Source organism: Sorangium sp. So ce448, assembly GCF_051520915.1.
GTDB classification, from domain to species: domain Bacteria; phylum Myxococcota_A; class Polyangia; order Polyangiales; family Polyangiaceae; genus Sorangium; species Sorangium cellulosum_B.
Map to the genome: position 1 here is coordinate 13,618,798 of NZ_CP150343.1, position 15,237 is coordinate 13,634,034.

Genomic DNA, 15,237 nt, shown 5'->3' on the forward strand with positions numbered 1-15,237 from the left:
TCGCTTGGTACCGCCGTCGTACGGCAGTATCCTCGGGCAAACGCATGACCCTCCGACTTATCTTCTCCCTCCTGCCCGTCGTTGCGCCGCTCGCCTGGCTGACGAGCTGCAGCGACGGCGAGCGCCCCTCGACGCCCGAGTCGTCCACGTCCTCAGGCTCAGGCGGCGCGAACCCGGGCGGCGGCGGCGCGGCGGCGACGACCTCCGAGGCCACCGGCGCGGGGGGCGGCACGACGACCGGCGGCGCGACGATCGGCAGCACGACCGTCAGCAGCACGACGGTCGGCGGCGGCGGAGGGGCGGAGCCCGTCGCGCCGGGGATCGTCAAGCTCGGCGAGGGAAAGCTCGCGGAGTCGGGGCTCACCGTGGTGTCCTACGGCGGCTACCTGAACGGCGAGTCGTTCCAGCAGGACGCGATCGTGTCGTTCGGCGGCTTCCAGTACACCGCCTTCTGGAACACCAACCGCAACGTCGTCCTCGCGCGACGGCGGCTGCCGGCGAGCGCCGGCGGAGCGGCAGGCGCCTGGGAGAAGTTCGACTTCAAGGAGTATCGGCTGAGCGCCGACGACGCCCACAACACGATCTCTCTCGGGATCACGCCGGGCGACGGCACGCTCCACCTCGCGTTCGATCACCACGGCAGCAACCTGCACTACCGCCGCTCGGTCCCGGGTCTCCTGACGGACCCGGAAGGCGCGGCCTGGGCCGCCTCGAGCTTCGGCGCCGTCTCGGGCGCGCTCGTCGGATCGACCCGCGTGTCCCTCGTGACGTACCCGCGGTTCGTCACCGAGCCCGGCGGGGACAGGATGCTCCTGAGCGCCCGGATCGGCGAGAGCGGCAGCGGCGACGAGCACCTGTGGGAGTACGACGCCACGACGCACGCCTGGACAGCGCTCGGCGAGTACATCGAGGGCACCGACGCCAGCATGAACGCCTACCTGCACGGCCTGTCGTACACGCGCGGCGGCTCGCGCCTGCACGCGGCGTGGTGCTGGCGGGACACGCCCGACGCGACGACCAACCACGATCTCCTGTACGTCTACAGCGACGATCACGGGCGCACATGGAAGAACAACGCAGGCGCCACGGTCGCGACGACCGGCGCCTCCTTCGTCACACGGAGCACGGAGGGCCTGTCCGTGTGGCCCATCGGCCAGAACCGAGGGCTCATCAACCAGGAACACATGACGGTCGACGTGAGCGGCCGTGTCCATGTGCTGCTCTCGCACCTCCCCGACGCCGAGACCGACAATTCGAACTTCACAAGCGCCCGGACGCGCAGCGAGTTCTTCCATTATCTCCGCGACACCGACGGGACCTGGGCGCGCCACGGCATCGGCCTGAAGGTGGTCCAGAACTTCCGCGGCAAGCTCGCGATCTCCTCCACCGAGAACGTCTATGCGATCCTCCCCGATCTCCGCATCGCCGGCGCCTCCCCGAGCGACGGTTACGCGACCTGGACGCTCCTCGACGCCGCCGACTCGGGCCGGTTCTTCTCCGATCCTCTGATCGACGCCGCCCGACTCGAGGCCTCGGACGAGCTCACCGTGTACTACCCAGCGCGGAGCTCCGTGGACATCTGGGGCCTGGAGTACACGCTCCGCTGAGCCGCGCGAAGGGCGCTCCTCGGTCCCCGAGCGCGCCCTTCACGGCCCCGTTCCCCGGGGCGAGCGCGCGGGCTCGTTCGTGGCGCCGTCCCCGTTGCCCGGCAGCTTTCCCCTGATCGACGGATCTTCCGGTTGTTCCACAGGGCGGCGCGCTTGATGCTCGCGGGGCGCGCTCCGCGTCCGTATCGGACGAGCCGCGACCGGCGCTGAGCGGTCCAGTCAGAGCGGCAGTCCCTGCTCCCATGGGGACGCGCGTCGAGCTCGCTCCCGCGCAGGCACGCTCGGTGCTCGCCCTGAGACGCGGTCTCGCCGGTGGCGAGGGCGTGCACTGCCGCGAACGCCGCGGCGGCAAGGGACACTCGCGCAGCGAGCCCCGGCGCGCTCCGGCCAGGAGGAGCGTTACTCATGAACCCGGACGCGTTCGTCAAGCGCCGATTCGCATTCATCCTGGGAGGAATGGTCGCGGTCTCCGCGTATTTTCAGGCCTCCGGGGTATCTCAGCTCGTCGCTCACCAGATCACGCGGGACGGCGAGGCCTCCGCCCCCCTCGTCATGGATCCGGTCGAAGCGCCGCCCTCCGACGATCCGCCGCCGAGCGCGGCGCCGATCCTGGAGCGCAATCCGTTCGACTCGACGACAGGGCCGCTCGTACCCCCGCCGAGCGCCGCGCCCGCCGGCCCGGCGGACCTCTCGGCGCTCGACCCCTACCTCGCTCCACCCTGCGATACGGGCCGCGTCGTGCTGATCGCCATGTCCGAGGACCCCGAATGGTCGTTCGCCGCCTTCGAGAGCGACGGCGGACACACGGCGCTCGGGCGGCGAGGCGGAGAGATCGCCGGCCGCAAGGTCGAGGGCATCGCCTGGGATCGGGTGTGGATGACCTCGACCTCGGGGGGCGCGCGCTGCCAGATGCAGCTCGGCAAGAAGGGCGGAGAGGGCGGCAAGAAGGAGCCCGAGCCGCAGGCGGCAGCGCCGGCTCCGTCCCGCGCGACGTACCGCCCGAGCAGCAGGAGCGATGTCCCGCCCGAGATCGCCTCGCGGATGCAGCGGGTGAGCGACACGGAGATCGACATCGATCGCTCGGCGGCCGAGAAGATCTTCGCGCAGCCCGAGCTCGTGACGCAGACCTCGGCGGCGATACCGGAGATGCGGGACAACAAGGTGGTCGGGCTGAAGATGATGGTCAAGCCCGGCTCGGTGCTCGAGTCGTTCGGGGTGCAGAGCGGCGATATCGTGAAGTCGATCAACGGCATCGACCTGACCGACCCACAGAAGGCCATGCTGGCCTACTCGCGCATGCGCTCCGACAAGAGCCTTTCCGTCGTCGTCGAGCGCGACGGCCGCCCGACGCGGCTCAGGGTCAACATCCGCTGAGGCGAGGAGGCAGGCCCGGCCGGTCGCCGCGCTCCGCGCAGGAGCGGCGCCGGGCGCCTCCGGGCCTTGTCGCACCCGGCGGCGCCGTCGCTCCGGAGCGCTCCGGAGCGGAGCGACAGAACAGATGCGGCGCTCACCCGTCAGACCGAGCACCCGCTCTGTCCGCGGGAGGGGAAGACCATGAACGAACTCGGGATCGTGTGGGTGAAGCGAGCGCTCCTCGGCGGCACGCTCGTGCTGGGGCTCTCGGGGGTGGGGATCGGGTGCAGCACGAAGGATGCCCCCACGATGTCGGAGGCGTCCCCGGCGTCGATGCCGGTGGGGAACGCCGAGGCGAAGCGCGAGGCCCTGGGGTCGGCCGCCGAACGCCTTTCGGCGCGTGGGGCCGCCGCCCCCAGGCACGACGTGGCGGGCGGGAAGGGCGCCGGCGGCCTGGTGGCCCCCGCCCCGGCGGCCACCGCGGCGCCGGGTGAGGGCGCGGCCCGCGCCGCGGCGCCCGAGGCCGCGGGCCTCGACCCGAACGGCCGCTTCGCCACCACGTACCGCCCCGGCGGCGGCCACCTCGCCGCGTTCGAGTCCGCGGTCGCGCGCGGCATCGTCTCGCCCGACGGGCGCGAGCTCGTCAGCGACGTCGGCGCCCGCTACGCCCCGTCGATCGACGCCCCGCACGTCCCGAAGGGCTCGGCGCTCGCCCTGCGCACGGACCTCGAGCGCACGCGGGTCCCGCCCGGCGGCGGCCCGGTGCACGTGCGCGTCGCGCTCCGCTCGACGGCGCAGGCGCCCGCGGCGCGGCCGCACCTGTCGGTGCACCTCGTGCTCGACGTGAGCGGCTCCATGCAGGGCGAGCCCATGGCGCGGGCGCGCGACGCGGCCCGGGCGCTCGTCGACAAGCTCGACGCGAACGACGACTTCTCCCTCGTCACCTTCTCGAGCGGCGCCGACGTCAGGATCGACGACGGCCCCGTCGGGCCGCGGCGAGCCGAGATCAAGGCCACGATCGACGGCATCCGCGAGGGCGGCGGCACCAACATCGGCCAGGGCCTCGCGCTCGGCTACGCGCAGGCCGCCCGGCCGGGCATCCCGGAGGGCGCTGTGAAGGTCGTGCTGCTGCTCTCCGACGGGCGCGCGAACTCCGGGATCACGAGCTCGGAGCGGCTCTCGCGCCTCGCGCTCGACGCCTTCCAGGGCGGCGTCCAGACGAGCACGTTCGGGCTCGGCGCCGACTACGACGGCGCGCTGATGAGCTCCATCGCGAGCGACGGCGCGGGCGGGTACTACTACCTGCGCGATCCGGATCAGATCGCCCCGGCCCTCGCGACAGAGCTCGACAGGCGGCTCGATCCCGTCGCGACCGCGGTCGAGCTGCGGGTGCGGCTGAAGCCGGACGTGAAGCTGCTCCAGGTCTACGGGTCGCGCCGGCTGAACGACGTGGAGGCGGCGCGCGTGCGGACGATCGAGGTCGCGGCGGACGCGCAGTCCGCGCGGCGCGACGGCATCGAGCGGGACCGGCAGGACGACGCCGAGGGCGGGATGCGGTTCTTCATCCCGGCGTTCTCGCGCGACGACAGCCACGCGATGCTCTTCAAGCTGAGCCTCCCGGCGGGCGTCGACACGCGGGCCATCGCGGCGATCGAGCTCAAGTACAAGGACCGCGTCGCCAAGAAGAACGTCGTGGACGAGGCGCCGCTCCGGGTCGCGTACGCGACCGGCGACGCGGACAGCGCGGCGAGCGTCGACCCGTCGGTCGCCCGCACGATCCAGGGCTTCGCCGCCGGCGAGACGCTGGCCGAGGCCGCCCGCCAGATCGCGCTCGGCGATCGCGCCCGCGCCGCCGCGCTGCTCTCCGAGCGGGAGGGGATCCTGCATGCCGCGGCCGAGGCGCTCGGGGAGCCGCTCTTCCTGAAGGACGCGGCCCGCCTCGCGCGCCTCCGCGGCCACGCCGGGGCCGCGGGCGGCCTGGGCGATCCGCTCGTGCTGGCGATGCTTCTCGAGACGGCCTCGCGGACGCACCTTCACTGAGGGCGCGGCTCGGGGCACGATGGCGCAGGGGCGATCCACCGGCGGAGCCGAGGGGCGTACATGACCCAGACATTCACACTCCGGCGCGATGTGGCGGCGCAGCACGTCGACGTCGCGCCGGGCGGCGAGATCGTCCTCCGCGGCAAGCTGGTCTGCTCCACCGACGCCTCGGTCATCGACGCGGCGACGACGACCTGGCCCGCGGGCGCGCCGGGCGGCGCGTCGGTCGACAGCGGCGGGCTCGTCGACCTCGAGCAGGGCGGCTTTCACATGACGAGCCGCGACCCCGCGACCCACGAGGTCCACGCCATCGCGACAGGGGATCCGGCCCCCGCGTGCGCGCTCGCGGGCGTGGAAGCCCCGTGCCTCCCGCTCCGGCTCCTGCCGCTCGCGCGCTCGCGGCTCCAGACGGCGCAGGAGCTGGGCAGCTGCCTTCACGGCGGCATCACGGTCGAGGTGCCGGACGCCGTGCTCCCGCCCGTCGCGCCCGCGGCCGTTCCTTACGTGCAGGGCGCGGCCGTGCTGCTCGGCGCCTCCGTGCTCGCGTCGATCGTGTGGGTCGTGCAGCGCCGGCGCGCCCGATCGCCGCGCGGCCGCCTGCTCGATCTCGCGAAGCGCGCCCGGGCCAAGCTGAGGGCCGCCGACCCGGTCGTCGCCGCGCCGCTCGTGCCGGCCGTGGAGGCCGCGCTGGGCGCGCTGAAGCGGCGGCGTGTGGACGCCGCCTCGACGGAGGGCAAGCGGGTCGCGGAGGTGCTGCGGCGGGTGGAGCTGCGCCTCGACGCGTCGGCCGTGGAGGCGCGCGCCGACAGGGAGCAGCAGGCGGCGGACGAGCTCGTCCGCGAGATCGAGAGCGCGCTCGAGGCGGTCGACGAGGTGGACGGCGCGCGGCGCGGGCGGGCCTGAGGTCGACCAGGCCCCGCCGGAGGTCTGCGCGACGCTGCTGTCGCGCGGCATCCCATCTCGCCTCCATCCGTGCGACGGTCCGGCTGCTCGCCGCCTCCGGCGGGCGCGGCGAGCGGCGCGCCCAGCGTGCGCCGATGAAGCACGCCAAGCCGGCGCTCGCCGCCACGGCCCCCAACCCGATCTGGGCGTGGGACATCACCAGGCTGCGCGGGCCGCTGCCTGGGGTCTTCTACTGCCTGTACGTCGTCCTCGACCTGTTGAGTCGCATGACCGTCGGCTGGAGCCGGAACGCGCCTCTCTGCGCGATCCACTCATAGGATTCTCGTCCGGCCCGTCTCAATCCTGTTGGCATTTTCCGCCCCCTCTGTGCCAATGTTGGGTGAGAAACACGAGCAATGAAACCGCGCAAAATGGCGTTGTGTCGCGGTCGCTCCATGGTGTATAAATCTAGTCGAAGGACAACATGATCTTCCAGAGAGAGCATGGGTGTCCGGATAAGGTTTCGGACTCTGCGAATGCGCGACAGAGAGTCCCTGACAGGCGAGTCGCTTCGTGTGCATCTTCGGGAAACATTGGAAATACCTATGAAAAATTCAAAGCAGAATCAGTCCTCTCGTTGGTTCATACTGGCGTTCGCGTCAGTCGCGCTGGCAGCCTGTGGCGGTGATGACGATACCACAGGGCCCTCGAGCAGCTCATCGTCTTCCAGCAGCTCTTCATCCTCCAGCTCCAGCTCCAGCGCCAGCTCGTCTTCGAGCAGCGCCAGCTCATCTTCGAGCAGCGCCAGCTCGTCGTCGAGCAGCGCCAGCTCGTCTTCGAGCAGCTCCAGCTCGTCTGGTGGCGATCTCGCATTGGTGGTCGCCATCAACTCCGGTAGCAATTCGAGCGCGACGGTCGATGGTGTAGAGTACCAGGCGGACAAATACTCTAACGGTGGTACGCCCAACAGCACGCAAGACTCTGTTGTCGGTGGGCAGCTTTATCAAACAGAGCGGTATGGCGCATTCAAATATGAAATTCCGGTCACCGCCAATGGCAAATATACCGTGAAGTTGCATTTTGCGGAGATCAATAAAACCAGCGCTGGATCGCGCAAATTTGGCGTTGCGATCGAAGGTAACACCGTTGTCAGTGATCTGGATATCTATGCCGAGGTTGGTCATGACGTGGGCCACACGGAGACCTTCGCGGATGTCGCGGTGAATGACGGCAGCGTCACCATTGAGCTGATCAAGGGTGTAGATAACCCCACCATCGCAGGGTTTGCTATTTTCTCCAACGATGGAGAGCTGGATACGACGGCGGCGCCCCTCCCCGATTTCTCCAAGTACTCAGCGTACACTAAGCAATACACTGAGAAGACTGTGATCAATTCGAATCACGCGACGGGCCACGTCGGTGAATTCTTCTTCACCCACTGGAAAGATGGCGGCTCGACATCGATGACCGTGGACCCGAACGGCGAGTTCAGCGTGACCTGGCAGGGCGGTGGCTATAACTATGTCGGTGGTCCAGGGTGGCATTACGGAGATGAGAAGCGGGTGATCGGCTACCGCCTCAATAGCGACAGCGGCGCGAGCTATATCGCTTTGTACGGCTGGGGGTACGACAAGACCATGCCCACGTCGAACGCGGCACACCTGGTGGAGTATTACATCCTGCAGCGATGGAGTTATGACCCCAGCCAGGGTGCCACCGCTGGCAAGACCTTCACGAGCGATGGGGTTCAGTATTCCACTTACCGCTCGACGCGGAATCAGCAGCCCTCTATCAATGGTCGCTCCACGTTCTACCAGTACTGGAGCAAGCCTGCTCGGGCGCAGGCCCTCGGAGAGGACCACAAGATCATCTTCGCCGATCACGTGAAGGCATGGGCCGACAACGGCTGGATTGTCCCGAACATGAACAACCTGGATGCGAGCGACGATCCCACCTATCAGGTCCTGGCCGTCGAGGTGTTCAACCCCGGTAGCAATGGAACTGCAGCGGGTCGCGTCTGGAACGCGACGCCCTGATCCAAAGAAGATGAGGCGCTCCTGAACGTTTCGTGGGCGTACGGCGCGAACGCCCGTCGAACGCCTCGATGGCGCCGTGCTCGACGCCATCGAGGCTCTCCGCTTCGCTCCGACCCGCTTCGCTCCGACCCGCTTCGCGGGCGGCCTCCGCCCAGCAGCCGGCGCCGATCGACGGTGCCGAGCGATTCGCGCGCGAGTCCGCCGCGAGGACGCGATGCGTCGCTCAGCGGATCGGGCCGGCGACCCTCGGCGACGAGGCGGGGGCCGCCTCCGCGGCGGGCTCGAGCGGCGCGCAGCCGTCGGCGGCGAAGGGGCCGATCGCCGGCTTGCCCTTGACGAACACCGAGACGCGGCGCATCCGCTCGGCGAACGCCGCCTCGGTCTCGGCCCGCCGCGGGTCGGCCGCGAGCGGGACGGTCCCGAGGCCGTCGCTGCGCACGGGGCAGATCTCCGCGAGGGGCGGCGCGCCCCGCCGCAGGCGCAGGCGCGCGAGCATCGCGAGCTCGACCGCGGGGCCGGTCCTCTTCACCTTCATAAGGAAGTTGCCCAGGCTGTAGAAGATGGGCCGGCCGCGGCGGAGCTCGATGCCCTGGAGCACGTGCGGGTGGTGGCCGAGGAAGGCGTCGGCGCCCGCGTCGATGGCGGCGCCGGCGAGCGCGCGCGCCTGGGGGAGCGGGGTGTCCAGGTACTCGGTGCCGCCGTGGTAGCTCACCACGACGGCGTCGACGCCGGGCCGCTTGCGCGCGGCGCGCACCGCGGCGGCGAGCCCGTCCCGCTCCGCGCCCGCGACGAACTCGCGCGCCGGGTGCTGCCAGAGCGAGCCCTGGTTCCAGATGCCGGTCACGGCCAGCAGCGCCACGCGGAAGCCGCGGTGCTCGATGACGGCCGGCGCGTACGCCTCGAGCCGCGTCCGGCCGGCGCCCACGTAGGCGACGCCCGCGCGCTCCAGGTGGCCGAGCGTCTCGAGGAACGCGCCCTTGCCGTAGTCCCACATGTGGTTGTTCGCGAGCGACACCACGCCGATGCCTGCGCGCGCGAGCGCGTCCGCGCCGGCCGGGGGGCCCGTGAACACGAGCGGCTGGCGCGCGTGCTGGGTCTCTCCGCCCTGGTCGCTGAGCTGGTTCTCGAGGTTGACGAAGCGCACGTCGGCGGACGCGAACAGCGCCGCGACGGAGGAGAACGGATCGTACGCCGGATCGCGGAGCAGCTCCTGGCCGAGCGCCTTGCCGAGGCAGACGTCGCCGCCGGCGAGGAACGTGATCGCGTCCGCCGGCGCGGCGGTGGCGGCCGGCGCGGCGGTGGCGGCAGCTGGCGCGGCGCGGGCCTCCCGGGTCGCTTCCGCGACGTCACGGGCCGCGGCCGGCGCGACGACGGGCGGAGGCGCGAGCCCGGCGCCCACGTTGGCGGGGCGCTCGCAGCCGAGCTGCGTGGCCGCTGCGCACATCGCGAGGAAGAAAGGGGCAGGGCGCATCGCGAGCGGCGTCTCGGCGCGCATTATCCACGGGCCCGCGGCCGCGCCCAAGTATCCGGTGGTACGCCCGCAGACGTTCGTGCCACCATCGCCGCGCGTTGAGCAGGCCCAGAGGAGCCGCGGCGTCGATCGCCGGCCGCGCGCTCTCGATGGACTTCCGGCCCGCTCCAGCGCGATCTACTGCGGATTGGACGCGCGCTCGTGCGCGGGTTGCTTGGAAGGCCTTATCTCCATGGTGAATCGAAGACGTGAGACTCCCTCGGGCTCGGCGCTGCTCTCTTCGCGCGGCGCGACGCCGTCGAGCACGCGCATCGTGCCGGGCCCCGCGGCGCGCGACGAGGCGCGCGACGAGGAGCGCAAGGACGGCTGGGGCTTTGCCGACACCCGGTTCGTCGTCAAGCCGAGCGGCAGCGTCGTGCTGACCGGCACGCGGTACAGCATCAGCAACGTCGAGCTGCCGTCGCTGCTCCCGTGGATGTCGGCCACGCTCGCCGCGCCGCTCTCCTACGAGAACCGCAACGAGCCGCACTACCCGCCCAAGATCCCCGACGCCAAGGTCGCGAGCGAGCTCGTCGCCGCGCTCCGCGGCTTCCTTTCGGACGATCAGATCTCGCAGGATCCGCTCGTGCGCCTCCGGCGCGGCCACGGCCACACCGGCGCCGAGATCTGGGCGATCCGCTACGAGCGCCTCGAGCGCGTCCCGGATCTCGTCGTGTTCCCCGCGTCGCACGACGACGTCGTGCGCCTCACCGAGGTCGCCAAGCAACACGGCGCGTGCCTCGTCCCGTTCGGCGGCGGCACCAACGTCACGGACGCCCTGCGCCTGTCGATCCACGAGGAGCGGACCGTGATCGCTGTCGACATGCGGCGCATGAACAGGATCCTCTGGCTCGATCCCGTGAACCGCATGGCCTGCATCGAGGCGGGCGCGACCGGGCGGCACATCGTCGCGGAGCTCGAGAAGCACGGGCTCACCATGGGGCACGAGCCCGACAGCCTCGAGTTCTCGACGCTCGGGGGGTGGATCGCGACGAACGCGAGCGGGATGAAGAAGAACCGTTATGGCAACATCGAGGATCTCGTCCTCGACATGCAGGTCGTGACCGCGCGCGGCGTGGTCGAGCGGCCGCACGTGGCCCCGCGCGAGAGCGTCGGCGCCAACCCGAAGAACTGCATGTTCGGCAGCGAGGGCAACTATGGAATCGTCACCAGCGCTGTCGTCAAGCTGTTCCCCGTGCCCGAGGTCCAGCGCTACGGCAGCGTCATCTTCCCCGATCTCGCGCGCGGGCTCGCGTTCCTCTATGACCTGCAGGCCGCCGGCGCGCTGCCCGCGAGCGTGCGCGTCATGGACAACACGCAGTTCCATTTCGGTCAGGCGCTCAAGCCGAAGAAGTCGGGGCTGCTCGCCCGGGTGAAGAGCCAGGCGGAGAAGCTCGTGGTGACCCGGATCAAGGGCTTCGATCCGCACCAGCTCGCCGTCGCCACCCTCGTGTTCGAGGGGACGAAGGAGGAGGTCGACTTCCAGGAGAAGACGCTCTACCGCATCGCGGCGCAGCACGGCGGGATGAAGGCGGGCGCGGCGAACGGCGAGCGCGGCTATCAGCTCACCTTCGGCATCGCGTACATCCGCGATCTCACGTTCGAGCACTGGGCGATCGCGGAGAGCTTCGAGACGAGCGTCCCGTGGAGCCGGGCGCTCGAGCTCTACGACCGGGTGCGCCAGCGCATCCTGCGCGAGCACGAGCAGCGGCGCCTGCCGGGCAAGCCGTTCTTCACCGGCCGCATCACCCAGGTCTACCCCACGGGGGTCTGTATCTATTTCTATCTCGGCTTCTACGCGAAGGGCGTCGACGACCCCGTGCGCCATTACGCCGAGATGGAGCACGCCGCGCGAGAGGAGATCCTCGCCGCCGGAGGGTCGCTGTCCCACCACCACGGGATCGGCAAGATCCGGCAGGATTTCGTGAAGGAGATCTACTCGGACGGCGCGCGCGCCTTCATGCAGCAGGTGAAGCAGGCCGTCGATCCGGACAACCTGTTCGGCGCGGCGAACCACGGCGTGCTCGGCGAGGTCGCGCTCTCGAGCGCCGAGGAGCAGGGGCGAACGCCCTCGCCTTGACCCGGGCGGCGCGGCCGCCGGCGGGGCGCGGCGCTGCTGGAAGCGCCGCGCCAGCGGCTAGCACTACTGCGGGAAGTTGCCCCGGATCGGCAGAAAAACCGCCAAGGCGCCGAGGCCGCCAAGGAGAGAGAGGACGTGCCGTCCCGGCATTTTCCCCTTCCATTTCCCAGGTTTCTTGGCGCCCTCGGCGCCTTGGCGGTTCACTTCCCCGTCCAACTTCCCGCAGTAGTGCTAGAGCGACAAGCGGGTTGAAGCCGCACGCAAACAGCGAGAAGTCGAGACACCAGAGGACGCCAAGAGACGCCAGAAGACGCCAAGATTTATTGTTTTCTTGGCGTCTTCTGGCGTCTCTTGGCGTCTTCTGGCGTCCTGACGTCTCATTTCTCGGGTTTCCACGCTGATCGGTATTCCAGCTCAGAGATCGGGGCGGCGCCGCCCGGACGAGCTCGCGCGGACCCCCAGCCGGCCCCACGGCTCACCGGGCAGTCGCCGGCCGTGTGCCGGAGGTAGCCGCGGCGCGGAACACCCGTCCCAAATTGGTTGCGCATCGCAACCATCTGTGTTCTCCTCGGAGGGTGACCACGAGAGAGCTCCGCTCGGAGGTCCGCGCGTTCGTGCGCGGCTTCGGTCTCCTGGACGAGGAGCGCACGCCGTGCGGCGTCCAGGTGGCGCCGCGCGAGGCCCACGCCCTGACGGTCCTGGCGGACGCCGAGCGGGCGGGCGAGCAGCTCTCCCAGAGCGACCTGCGGCGGGCGCTCGGCATCGACAAGAGCAATGTTACCCGGCTGATACAGCGCCTTCGCGAGGATGGCCGGGTGGAGCAGGACGTCAGCGAGGAAGACGGGCGGGTCCGCCGCCTGCGGCTCACCTCGGCCGGGCGCCGCATGGCGGGGCGACTCGAGGGGCAAAGCCTGCTGCGGTTCCAGTCGATCGTGGACGCCATCCCCTGCGAGGAGCGCGCCGCCGTGGTGCGCGCGCTGCACGTCCTGAATCGCGCGCTCTCGCGCGTGACCCGCGCGACAGAGGAGCAACCCGATGCGAGCGATGCGAGCGACTCTCCCTAGCGTTCTTCCCGGGCTCCTCGGAGCTCTCCTGATGTCCCCGATCGCCTCCTGCACACCTTCCGGCGAGGGCGCTGCGGGACCCGCGCCGGGCGCGCCGGCGGCGGTGCAGGTCCGCTCGTTCGGCGCGCTGCGCGCGATCATGCACGAGGGGCAGACGGGGCCCGCCGTGCGCATCGGCGATGTGGTGCCGGGCCCGCGCGCGTTCGGGCTCGGGGCGCTCAGCGCGCTGCGCGGGGAGGTGACGGTCGTCGACGACGCGATCTGGACCTCCTATGCGCGCGACGACGGGACCCTCGACGTGCGCCCCGTCGGGGCGGAGGAGGAGGCGACGCTCTTCGTGGTGGCGAACGTCGCGCGCTGGCAGGAGGCGACGCTCGACGCCGACGTGGCCGACGGGCAGATCGACGCGCGCATCGAGGCCTTGCTGCGGGAGCGCGGGCTCGACACGGAGGGCGCCGTCCCGGTCCAGGTGCGCGGCGGCTTCCGCGATCTCCGCTGGCACGTCGTCGACGGGAGAAAGCTCGCCCCCGGCGCCGGTCACGCGGACCATGTCCGGGCGTCGGTGAACGGAGCGCTCCCCGCCGCCGAGGGGGTGCTGGTGGGCTTCTTCTCGAAGCGTCACCACGGCGTCTTCACGCACATGGGGTCGAACACGCACTTTCACGTCGTCCTGCCGGAGCGACCGCTGATGGGCCACGTGGACGGCGTGACGCTCGCCCGGGGCGCGCGGGTCCTCTTGCCGGCGCCTTAGGCTTGGCACGAGCGCACCGGCGGCGGCGCTCGGCGCGCGCCGCGGGCGCAGGTTCCAGGCGGCGGTGGTATGCAGGACAGCGGTGCAGCTCATGACGGCGACCTCGGAGGACGGCGGCGGGGCGGGCCGCGTGGCCGGCCTCGCGGGCGTCGTGCTGTGCGGCGGGCAGAGCCGCCGGATGGGGCGCCCCAAGGCATGGCTGCCGTTCGGGGGCGAGCCGCTGCTCCAGCGGGTGGTGCGGCGCCTCGGCGAGGCGGCCTGGCCGATCGTGGTGGTCGCGGCGCCGGGGCAGGAGCTGCCGCCGCTGCCGGAGGGGGTGCTGCTCGTGCGCGATCCGGTGGAGGGCCGCGGGCCGCTGCAGGGCATCGCGGCCGGGCTCGATGCGATCGCGCCGCTCGCCGAGCGGGCCTACGTCACCTCGACCGACGCGCCCTTCCTGCACCCCGCCTTCGTGCGGCGCGTCGCGGATCTCCAGGCGGGCGGCCACGCCATCGCGGTGCCGCGGGCGGAGGGGCACCATCACCCGCTCGCCGCGGTGTACGCGTGCTCCGTGCGCGGCGAGGTGGCGGCCTTGCTCGCCGAGGGCAGGCTGCGGCTCTCCACCCTGTTCGAGCGGGCGCGCACCCTTGTCGCGGAGCCGGAGCTCCTGCTCGCGGATCCGCGGCTCCGCGCGGCGGATCCGGCGCTGCGATCGCTGCGCAACCTGAACACGCCCGAGGACTACGCGGCGGCGCTCCGCGAGCTCGACTGACCGGGCCGTTCGCCGCCCGCCGCCGCCGCGCCTCCGGGCTCGGTCACGGCGCGGCTACGGCGCTGCGCCGTACACCCTGCCGAGCTGCTTGTAGAGGAACCGCGCCGCGTGCTCGCCATAGGGCGTCTGCGCCGCGTACACGTCGGGCGAGGCGATCGGCGCGTGCGCCGCCAGCGCGCCTGGCCGCCCGAGCCGGGCGAGATCCTCGCTGAGCGCCTCCATCGAGGCATACCGGTTCTCCGGCCGCTTGCGCAGGCACTTCGCGATCACCGCCTCGAGCGCGCGCGACGCCGGGCTCTCACCCAGGTTGGGCGGCGGGGGCGGGGTGACGAGCTGGTTGGCCAGGACCACGGCCTCATCCATGGCGGGCGCCAGGGCGGGGGAGGAGCTCCGCGCGACGCTGAAGGGGAGACGCCCGGTGAACATCCGGTACATGAGCATGCCGAAGCCGTAGACGTCCGTGCGCCCGTCGGGAGGGTCGCTGACGGTCTGCTCCGGCGCCATGTACTCCAGGGTGCCGACGGTCACCCCGGCCTGCGTGAGCCCCGAGTGCTCGTACAGCTTGGCGAACCCGAAATCGACGACCTTGGCCGCCCAGGCGTCGCCCTTCTCCCCCACGAGGAACACGTTGGCGGGCTTCACGTCGCGGTGGACGATCCCCGCGCGGTGGGCCGCGCCGAGCCCGGCGGCGGCCTGCAGGAGGAAGGGCACGCCGGCCTCCGGGGACAGCCGCTTCTCGCGCAGGAGCAGCGAGCTCAGCGACTCGCCGAAGAGGAACTCCAGCACGAGGTAAGGCGACCCATCGTGGAGGCCGATGTCGAGGACCTCGACGATGTTCGGGTGAACGACCGTGGCCGCGGCCTTGGCCTCCAGGAGGAACCGCGCCTTCACCTTGGGCTCGCGGCGGAACCTCGCCTCCAGGAGCTTCAGCGCGACGGGCGCGCCGCCCTTCGTGTCCTCCGCCAGGAACACCTGCGCCATGGCGCCGCTGCCGATCAGGCCCCGCACCCGGTACCGCTCGGCGATGATCGCGCCCACGTGCTCGGTGGGCTGGGACCGTATCCGCCGGATGTCGTGGCTCGCGACCAGCTTCTCTCCGTCGTGCGGGCAGAAGCGGTGGTCATCCGCGTACCGCCGGTGGCAACGAGGGCACAGCATGAGGT

At 71.2% G+C, this 15,237-nt stretch carries 13 protein-coding genes; 10 read left to right on the forward strand and 3 right to left on the reverse strand.

Annotated features, from left to right (window positions below):
- The first annotated feature begins 44 nt into the window (after positions 1–44).
- The 5 genes from WMF45_RS51315 (at position 45) to WMF45_RS51335 (ending at position 6,220) form a co-directional block, all read left to right on the forward strand.
- Positions 45–1,607 carry a BNR repeat-containing protein gene (locus WMF45_RS51315; protein WP_437714849.1) on the forward strand — a complete coding sequence of 521 codons (1,563 nt, stop codon included), beginning with the start codon at positions 45–47 and terminating at the stop codon, positions 1,605–1,607.
- A gap of 405 nt (positions 1,608–2,012) precedes the next feature.
- Positions 2,013–2,981, forward strand: a complete 969-nt coding sequence (gene gspC, locus WMF45_RS51320) for a type II secretion system protein GspC (RefSeq protein WP_437714851.1) — start codon at positions 2,013–2,015, stop codon at positions 2,979–2,981.
- A gap of 180 nt (positions 2,982–3,161) precedes the next feature.
- Complete coding sequence (locus WMF45_RS51325) at positions 3,162–5,000, forward strand: vWA domain-containing protein (RefSeq protein WP_437714853.1); 1,839 nt, start codon at positions 3,162–3,164, stop codon at positions 4,998–5,000.
- 60 nt (positions 5,001–5,060) lie between these two features.
- Positions 5,061–5,903, forward strand: a complete 843-nt coding sequence (locus WMF45_RS51330; RefSeq protein ID WP_437714855.1) for a hypothetical protein — start codon at positions 5,061–5,063, stop codon at positions 5,901–5,903.
- Positions 5,904–6,037: 134 nt separating this feature from the next.
- On the forward strand, positions 6,038–6,220 hold the full coding sequence (locus WMF45_RS51335; RefSeq protein ID WP_437714856.1) for a hypothetical protein: 183 nt from the start codon (positions 6,038–6,040) through the stop codon (positions 6,218–6,220).
- A 287-nt stretch (positions 6,221–6,507) separates the two neighbouring features.
- Here WMF45_RS51335 and WMF45_RS51340 read toward each other — a convergent pair whose 3' ends face one another.
- Positions 6,508–6,768 carry a hypothetical protein gene (locus tag WMF45_RS51340; RefSeq protein WP_437714858.1) on the reverse strand — a complete coding sequence of 87 codons (261 nt, stop codon included), beginning with the start codon at positions 6,766–6,768 and terminating at the stop codon, positions 6,508–6,510.
- Here WMF45_RS51340 and WMF45_RS51345 point away from each other — a divergent pair.
- Positions 6,758–7,918: a glycoside hydrolase family 11 protein gene (locus tag WMF45_RS51345; protein ID WP_437714860.1), complete on the forward strand. Its 1,161-nt coding sequence runs from the start codon at positions 6,758–6,760 to the stop codon at positions 7,916–7,918. The genes WMF45_RS51340 and WMF45_RS51345 overlap by 11 nt on opposite strands.
- 223 nt (positions 7,919–8,141) lie before the next feature.
- On the opposite strand, the gene WMF45_RS51350 is transcribed toward WMF45_RS51345, so the two are convergent.
- Entirely contained in the window at positions 8,142–9,389 is a 1,248-nt protein-coding gene (locus tag WMF45_RS51350) for a CapA family protein (RefSeq protein ID WP_437714861.1), read from the reverse strand.
- A gap of 232 nt (positions 9,390–9,621) precedes the next feature.
- On the opposite strand from WMF45_RS51350, the gene WMF45_RS51355 reads away from it, so the two are divergent.
- The 4 genes from WMF45_RS51355 to mobA all read left to right on the forward strand — a co-directional run bounded on the left by WMF45_RS51355 (position 9,622) and on the right by mobA (position 14,074).
- Complete coding sequence (locus WMF45_RS51355; RefSeq protein WP_437714863.1) at positions 9,622–11,508, forward strand: FAD-binding oxidoreductase; 1,887 nt, start codon at positions 9,622–9,624, stop codon at positions 11,506–11,508.
- Between the two features lie 575 nt (positions 11,509–12,083).
- Positions 12,084–12,572, forward strand: coding sequence for a MarR family winged helix-turn-helix transcriptional regulator (locus tag WMF45_RS51360; protein WP_437714865.1), 489 nt, complete (start codon positions 12,084–12,086; stop codon positions 12,570–12,572).
- 31 nt (positions 12,573–12,603) lie between these two features.
- On the forward strand, positions 12,604–13,323 hold the full coding sequence (locus WMF45_RS51365) for an acetolactate decarboxylase (RefSeq protein WP_437714867.1): 720 nt from the start codon (positions 12,604–12,606) through the stop codon (positions 13,321–13,323).
- A 91-nt stretch (positions 13,324–13,414) separates the two neighbouring features.
- Entirely contained in the window at positions 13,415–14,074 is a 660-nt protein-coding gene (gene mobA, locus WMF45_RS51370) for a molybdenum cofactor guanylyltransferase (RefSeq protein WP_437719675.1), read from the forward strand.
- 54 nt (positions 14,075–14,128) lie between these two features.
- Here the strand turns inward: mobA and WMF45_RS51375 are convergent, their stop codons facing one another.
- On the reverse strand, positions 14,129–15,232 hold the full coding sequence (locus WMF45_RS51375; RefSeq protein ID WP_437714869.1) for a serine/threonine-protein kinase: 1,104 nt from the start codon (positions 15,230–15,232) through the stop codon (positions 14,129–14,131).
- Positions 15,233–15,237 lie beyond the last annotated feature (5 nt).

What these genes read in the sequence shown, in the direction of transcription:
- mobA (WP_437719675.1), top strand. Translation starts at nt 13,415, where the DNA reads ATGACGGCGACCTCGGAGGACGGCGGCGGGGCGGGCCGCGTGGCCGGC.
- gspC (WP_437714851.1), top strand. Translation starts at nt 2,013, where the DNA reads ATGAACCCGGACGCGTTCGTCAAGCGCCGATTCGCATTCATCCTGGGA.
- WMF45_RS51325 (WP_437714853.1), top strand. Translation starts at nt 3,162, where the DNA reads ATGAACGAACTCGGGATCGTGTGGGTGAAGCGAGCGCTCCTCGGCGGC.
- WMF45_RS51375 (WP_437714869.1), bottom strand. Translation starts at nt 15,232, where the DNA reads ATGCTGTGCCCTCGTTGCCACCGGCGGTACGCGGATGACCACCGCTTC.
- WMF45_RS51330 (WP_437714855.1), top strand. Translation starts at nt 5,061, where the DNA reads ATGACCCAGACATTCACACTCCGGCGCGATGTGGCGGCGCAGCACGTC.
- WMF45_RS51355 (WP_437714863.1), top strand. Translation starts at nt 9,622, where the DNA reads ATGGTGAATCGAAGACGTGAGACTCCCTCGGGCTCGGCGCTGCTCTCT.
- WMF45_RS51335 (WP_437714856.1), top strand. Translation starts at nt 6,038, where the DNA reads ATGAAGCACGCCAAGCCGGCGCTCGCCGCCACGGCCCCCAACCCGATC.
- WMF45_RS51340 (WP_437714858.1), bottom strand. Translation starts at nt 6,768, where the DNA reads ATGGCGACCACCAATGCGAGATCGCCACCAGACGAGCTGGAGCTGCTC.
- WMF45_RS51365 (WP_437714867.1), top strand. Translation starts at nt 12,604, where the DNA reads ATGTCCCCGATCGCCTCCTGCACACCTTCCGGCGAGGGCGCTGCGGGA.
- WMF45_RS51350 (WP_437714861.1), bottom strand. Translation starts at nt 9,389, where the DNA reads ATGCGCCCTGCCCCTTTCTTCCTCGCGATGTGCGCAGCGGCCACGCAG.
- WMF45_RS51315 (WP_437714849.1), top strand. Translation starts at nt 45, where the DNA reads ATGACCCTCCGACTTATCTTCTCCCTCCTGCCCGTCGTTGCGCCGCTC.